4 protein-coding genes and 1 pseudogene are annotated in these 6,237 nt (G+C 73.7%); 4 read left to right on the forward strand and 1 reads right to left on the reverse strand.

Features of this window, described 5'->3' with window-relative positions; translation table 11 throughout:
* Nucleotides 1-85: 85 nt before the first annotated feature.
* Nucleotides 86-686 (reverse strand): annotated as a pseudogene (gene rsmH, locus ACFV6I_RS18765) (16S rRNA (cytosine(1402)-N(4))-methyltransferase RsmH); the annotation flags it as partial.
* Nucleotides 687-1,249: 563 nt separating this feature from the next.
* Between rsmH and ACFV6I_RS18770 the strand changes: the two are divergent.
* The 4 genes from ACFV6I_RS18770 (at nt 1,250) to ACFV6I_RS18785 (ending at nt 6,190) form a co-directional block, all read left to right on the forward strand.
* A complete protein-coding gene (locus ACFV6I_RS18770; protein WP_063347243.1) occupies nt 1,250-1,792 on the forward strand; it encodes a carbonic anhydrase in 543 nt (180 codons plus the stop codon).
* A 372-nt stretch (nt 1,793-2,164) separates the two neighbouring features.
* Nucleotides 2,165-3,109 (forward strand): MoxR family ATPase, encoded by a 945-nt coding sequence (locus ACFV6I_RS18775; protein ID WP_244293604.1) that lies wholly within the window; start codon nt 2,165-2,167, stop codon nt 3,107-3,109.
* A gap of 1 nt (nt 3,110) precedes the next feature.
* A complete protein-coding gene (locus tag ACFV6I_RS18780; protein ID WP_380426417.1) occupies nt 3,111-4,427 on the forward strand; it encodes a DUF58 domain-containing protein in 1,317 nt (438 codons plus the stop codon).
* Nucleotides 4,424-6,190, forward strand: coding sequence for a transglutaminaseTgpA domain-containing protein (locus ACFV6I_RS18785; RefSeq protein WP_380426419.1), 1,767 nt, complete (start codon nt 4,424-4,426; stop codon nt 6,188-6,190). The genes ACFV6I_RS18780 and ACFV6I_RS18785 overlap by 4 nt, the downstream gene beginning before the upstream one ends.
* Nucleotides 6,191-6,237 lie beyond the last annotated feature (47 nt).

Consider the following 6,237-nt stretch of genomic DNA (forward strand, 5'->3'; position numbering starts at 1 on the left):
CCCCGTCCCGCGCGCGGGCTGTTGACTCCTCCCCCCCGCGCGTGCAACGTCGGCTGGGCGGGGGCCCCGCGGGGCGGGCGGGTCGCCGCCGGAATGGCGTTCCGCACCAACTCGACCAGACGCGCGCTGTTGGTGAACGGTTCCTTCTCCCGCTCCCGCAGGATCACCGAGGCGATCTTCCCGGCGAACCGCTCCTCGCCGTAGACCTTGAGGATCCGGGCCAGGGCACCGTGGCTGTAGGTGTTCAGCACCTCCGCCGCGCTGATCCCCCGGGTCTGGTCCATCCGCATGTCCAGCGGCGCGTCCTGCGCGTACGCGAAACCGCGATCGGCCTCGTCCAGCTGCATCGAGGAGACGCCGAGGTCGAACAGGACGCCGTCCACCCGGTCGATGTCCAGGCGCTCCAGCACCTCGGGGATCTCGTCGTAGACGGCGTGCACCAGGGTGGCCCGGTCGCCGAAGGGCGCCAGCCGCTCGCCGGAGAGCTTCAGCGCCTGCGGATCGCGGTCCACCGCGACCAGCCGCACCTCGGGGAACTGGGTGAGCAGCGCCTCGCTGTGCCCGCCGAGGCCGAGGGTGGCGTCCACCACCACCGCCCCGGGGCGCGAGATCGCCGGAGCCAGGGCGTCCATGCACCGCTGCAGCATGACCGGAACGTGCTTGGGGCCCGGATCGTTGGTGGTCATGCGCGGTGGCGCCCTTCCTCAGGTGCGGAGCAGCCCGACGACCGGGAGCTTCGACCATTCTCGCCCACCACTGCACGACGCGACGACGCGGCCCGTGGTCCCCGCCCGCTCCAAGGGGAAGATCGTGACCGCCCGGCGCCGGGGAAGGTGCGCCAGGTGGGCACGGAGCGGGTGGAGGCCACGGGCCGCATCGACCGGGCCACCCGGGCCGGAAAAGCCCGGTTGACGGGATCCGACGGGTGTGCTCCACTGCGCCGCAAACTCTATCGCGCGGACCCCGCCAGTCAATGGTCCGCTCCGGCGCACCACCCGGGCGGCGGTACGGATCACCGCAGGTCGCAGCCATGGGACTGGCCCCACGGAGGTGCCGGCCGGGGGCCTGCGGGAGCGGCCGCGCGCCCCACCCGCGCACCCTCCCCACGGGCGCTCCGGGACCAGCCCGGACAAACCCTCCCGAACGCGTGGAACGGTCGGCCCGTTGTGGCTATGCGCTCGATCACAGCGGCCCGATCTGTAGCTCTCCTCCCCACCGCGGACGCCCGAATCGCACTAACGTCGCCACCATGACAGTGACCCCCGACCGGCCGACGCCGACCGACGCTGCCGACTCCCCGCGACCCGCCATCATCGACCGCTTCGTCACGGACAACCGCGAGTACGCCGTGACCTTCCGGGACGGCGGGATGGACGCCCGCCCGGTCCAGAAGATCGCCGTGGTGGCGTGCATGGACGCCCGCCTCGACCTGTTCGCGGCGCTCGGCCTCGAACTGGGCGACGCCCACGTCATCCGCAACGCGGGCGGCGTCGTCACCGACGACACCATCCGCTCCCTCACCATCAGTCAGCGCGCCCTCGGCACCCGCTCGGTCGCGCTGATCCACCACACCGGCTGCGGCCTGCTCGGGCTGACCGAGGACTTCCGCCGCGAGCTGGAACTGGAGGTCGGCCAGCGCCCGCAGTGGGCGGTGGAGGCCTTCGTCGACCTCGACGGCGACGTCCGCCAGTCCATGCAGCGGGTCCGCACCTCGCCCTTCCTGCTGCACACCGACGACGTCCGCGGCTTCGTCTTCGACGTCCACACCGGGCTCCTGCGCGAAATCCACTGAGCCCCGTACCGCACCACCGCCCCGCACCGTGCACCGCCCGGCCAACGGCGTCCGGGCATCCGGGGCCCTCCCGAGGGTGACTTCTGGTCACCGGTCAGGGGAGAATGCGCCTGCCGGTCAGACCCCGAACCACCTGGGGCGGCCAGGCCGCAGGCCGCTGTCCCGGCGCCGGATCCCCGACGGAACCGCCCCCGGGAAGGCCGCGTCAAGCATGGGGTGGGGTCCGGCCTCGGGGTGAGGCGGGCACAGGGTGCCAGGGAGCGTATACGGGTGACGAGCTACAGCGATCAGGCCGGTCTCGGCAGTTCTGCGGGGGGCGACCAGGGGACGGACGGGTACCACCGGGCCGGACTTCCCGAGCTCGCCGCGGTCGTGGACCGGATCCGCGCCAACATCGAGAGCGTGATCGAGGGCAAGCCGGAGGCCGTCCGGATCGCACTGACCGTCCTGCTCGCCGAGGGCCACCTGCTGCTGGAGGACGTGCCCGGCGTCGGCAAGACCATGCTGGCCAAGGCACTCGCCCGCTCGGTCGACTGCACCGTCCGCCGCATCCAGTTCACGCCCGACCTGCTGCCCTCGGACGTCACCGGCACCAACATCTACGACCAGCACCAGCGCGACTTCGAGTTCCGCCCGGGCGCGATCTTCGCGCAGATCGTGGTCGGCGACGAGATCAACCGCGCCTCGCCCAAGACCCAGTCCGCACTGCTGGAGTCGATGGAGGAGCGCCAGGTCACCATCGACGGCACCAGCTACGAGCTGCCCTCGCCGTTCATGGTCGTGGCCACCCAGAACCCGGTCGAGATGGAGGGCACCTACCCCCTGCCGGAGGCCCAGCGGGACCGCTTCATGGCCCGGATCTCGATCGGCTACCCCAGCCCCGAGGCCGAGTTCGCGATGCTCGACGTGCACTCCGGCGCCAGCCCGCTGGAGGACCTCCAGCCGGTGGCGCACGCCTCCGACATCCTCAAGCTGGTCGACCTGGTGCGCAGCGTGCACATCGCCGACCCGGTCCGCCGCTACGCCGTCGACCTGGTCGGCGCCACCCGCACCAGCCACGAACTGCGTCTGGGCGCCTCGCCGCGCGCCACCCTGCACCTGGTCCGGGCCGCCCGCGCCGCCGCCGCGCTCGACGGGCGCGACTACGTCACCCCGGACGACATCCAGCGCCTGGCCGTGCCCGTCCTCGCGCACCGCCTGATGCCGACCGCCGAGACCCAGCTCAGCCGCCGCACCGCCGAGCAGATCGTGACCGACCTGGTCGCCCGGCTGCCGCTGCCGCGCCCGCAGGGCGGCCCGGCCGTCCGGAGGGGCTGAGGTGGCCCCGTCCGACCCGACGTCAGGACTGCGGGCCGGACTGCGCGGCCTCACCACCCGGGGGCGCTCCTTCCTCGCCGCCGGCGTCACCGCGGTCGGCTGCGCCTACCTGCTCGACCAGGACGCGCTGCTGCGCGTCGGCGTGCTGCTCGCCGCGCTGCCGCTGGCCGCCGCGCTGATGGTCGCCAACACCCGCTACCGGGTGGCCAGCGGCCGCCGGCTGAGCCCGCGTCGCGCGGTGGCCGGCCAGGAGGCCCGGGTCCACCTGCGGGTCGACAACGTCTCCCGGGTGCCCACCGGGCTGCTGCTCCTGGAGGACAAGGTCCCGTACGTCCTCGGGCCGCGCCCGCGCTTCGTGCTGGACCGGGTCGAACCACGCGGCCACCGCGAGGTCTCCTACCGGGTCCGCTCCGACCTGCGCGGCCGCTACCCGCTCGGGCCGCTCCAGCTGCGGCTGTCCGACCCGTTCGGGATGTGCGAGGTGAACCGTTCCTTCTCCGCCTCCGACGTCCTCACCGTCGTCCCCCAGGTCCAGGCCCTGCCGCACGTGCGGTTGAGCGGCGAGTGGGGCGGCCAGGGCGAGAGCCGTGCCCGCACCCTGGCGCTGGCCGGCGACGACGACGTGATCCTGCGCGAGTACCGGCCCGGCGACGACCTGCGCCGGGTGCACTGGAAGTCCACCGCCCGGTACGGCGAGCTGATGGTGCGCCGCGAGGAGCAGCCGCAGCGGGCCCGGGCGACCGTCCTGCTGGACACCCGGGAGATCGGCCACCGGGGCAGCGGCCCCGCCTCCTCCTTCGAGTGGGCCGTGAGCTGCGCCGCCTCGGTCGCCGCGCACCTGCTGGAACGCGGCTACCAGACCCAACTGCTCACCGACACCGGCCAGTGGGTGCCCGGCCCCGGCGGCGGCAACACCGCGGCCGACGCCTCCGGGCTGATCCTGGACGCGCTCGCGGTGGCCGACCTGTCCGACGGCGGCGGCCTCTCCCGAGCCGAGGAGCCGCTGCGCGCCAGCGGCGAGGGACTGCTGGTCGCCGTGCTCGGCGAACTCGACGAGGCGCAGACCGCCCGGCTGGCCCGGCTGCGCAACCGCACCGGCGGGGCCGTCGCGTTCCTCCTCGACACCGGCACCTGGGCGGGCCTGCGGATGCTCGCCCCCAACACCGGCGGCGACGAGTTCCGCAACCGGGTCCGGCAGCTGCGCGAGGCCGGCTGGACCGTCCTGCCGGCCAGCTCCGGGGACTCCGTCCCGGACCTCTGGCAGGCCGCCGACGGCGCCAAGACGACCTCCCCCTACCGAGAAGAGACCGGCGCGTGACCACCCGGGCCAAACTGACCGTCTACTCGGCGCTGGCCACCGCCCTCGCGTCGCTCTGCCTGACCCCGCTGCTCACCACCAGGAGCTGGGTCACCCACGCCTTCCTGGTGATCGCGGTGATCGCGGCGGTCGGCGCGGGCCTGCGGCGGGCCCCGCTGTACCGCTGGACGGTGCCGGTCGGCCAGCTGCTGGTGCTGTTCCTGCTGATCCTGATCGGCTTCGCCGGCTCCGGCTCGCTGCTGGGCGGCGTGCTGCCCGGACCGTCCTCGCTGCACGCCCTCGACCACGTCGTCCGCTCCGGCCTGGACGACATCCAGGTGTACGCCATCCCGGCGCCGCCCAACCCGGGCCTGCGGCTGATCCTGGTCGCCGCGGTCGGCCTGGTCGCCGTCGTGGTGGACACCGTCGCGGTGACGTACCGGCGCTCGGCGCTGGCCGGGCTGCCGCTGCTGGCGCTGTACTCGGTCGGCAACGGGCTCTCCGGGGACCACGGCAGCTGGCTCTGGTTCGCCCTGGCGTCGGCCGGCTACCTGGTGCTGCTGTTCGCCGAGGGGCAGGACCGGGTCTCCCGCTGGGGCCGGGTCTTCCACGGCGGCTCGCGCGACTGGACGAGCTCCGGCCGGGTCAGCCCGGGCGGCCAGCAGGTCGGCGTCCTCGCGCTGGTCGCGGCGCTGCTGCTGCCGGTCGTCCTGCCGCACTGGGACTCCGGCCTGCTGAGCCCCGACTCCGGCGGGTCCTCGGGCAGGAGCTCCATCGGGTCGGCCACCAGCCTCGACCCGCTGGTCAGCCTGGAGTCGGCGGTCACCAAGCCCACCAACAACGAACTGCTCACCTACACCCTGGACAGCGAAATCGCCGACCAGGTCTACCTGCGCACCGGGGCACTGGACCAGTTCGACGGCACCAACTGGCGGCTCGGCAGCACCACGGTCAACGACCTCCCGTCCTCCTTCCCCGCCCCCGAGGGCCTGCGGGACGCCAACCTCCCCCGGATCGAGGGCGACTTCCAGATCAGCGACCGGCTGGAGAAGAGCTGGCTGCCGATGCCCTATCCGGCCGCCTCCGTCCAGGTCCCCAACCGGTCCGACTGGAAGCTCGACCCGCTCACCCGCACCGTCCTGCCGACCAACGACCGGGCGATCCGCGGCCTGCGCTACCACGTCAGCGCCCTGGACCTGCGGCCCACCGCGAACGAGCTGCGCACCGCCTCGACCGCGCCGCAGGACATCCGGGACCACTACACCGGCCTCCCCCAGGACCTCCCGCCGGTCGTCGCGCAGCAGGCCCACGAGGTCACCGCCAAGGCGACGAACGACTACGACCGGGCGATGGCGCTGGTGAACTGGTTCACCGGCCCGCAGTTCCAGTACGACACCGCGGTCAACGGCGGCACCGGCAGCAACGCGATCGCGGTCTTCCTGCGCGACCGCAAGGGCTTCTGCGTCCACTTCGCCTCCACCATGGCGGCGATGGCCCGCACCCTGAAGATCCCGTCCCGGGTGGCCGTCGGTTTCACCCCCGGCGACGCCAAGGGCGGCAACGTCTACTCGGTGACCGGCCGGATGTACCACGCCTGGCCCGAGCTGTACTTCTCGGGCTACGGCTGGCTGCGCTTCGAGCCCACCCCGAGCCGCGGCAACCAGCCGCGCTACACCGAGCAGTCCACCACCGCGACCACCGCGCCGTCCCAGCAGCCGACCGCCTCCGCGCAGAGCTCGGGGCCCGGCGCGGCGGCGCCCGTCAGCGAGGGGGGGGTCGGGTAGCCGCGCCGGCGGGGGGTGTGGGGCGTCAGGTGGCAGGGCGTCAGGAG

The sequence above is a fragment of the Kitasatospora sp. NPDC059803 genome, from assembly GCF_042732255.1.
In the GTDB taxonomy this organism is placed as follows: Bacteria; Actinomycetota; Actinomycetes; order Streptomycetales; family Streptomycetaceae; genus Kitasatospora.

What these genes read in the sequence shown, in the direction of transcription:
- ACFV6I_RS18770 (WP_063347243.1), top strand. Translation starts at nt 1,250, where the DNA reads ATGACAGTGACCCCCGACCGGCCGACGCCGACCGACGCTGCCGACTCC.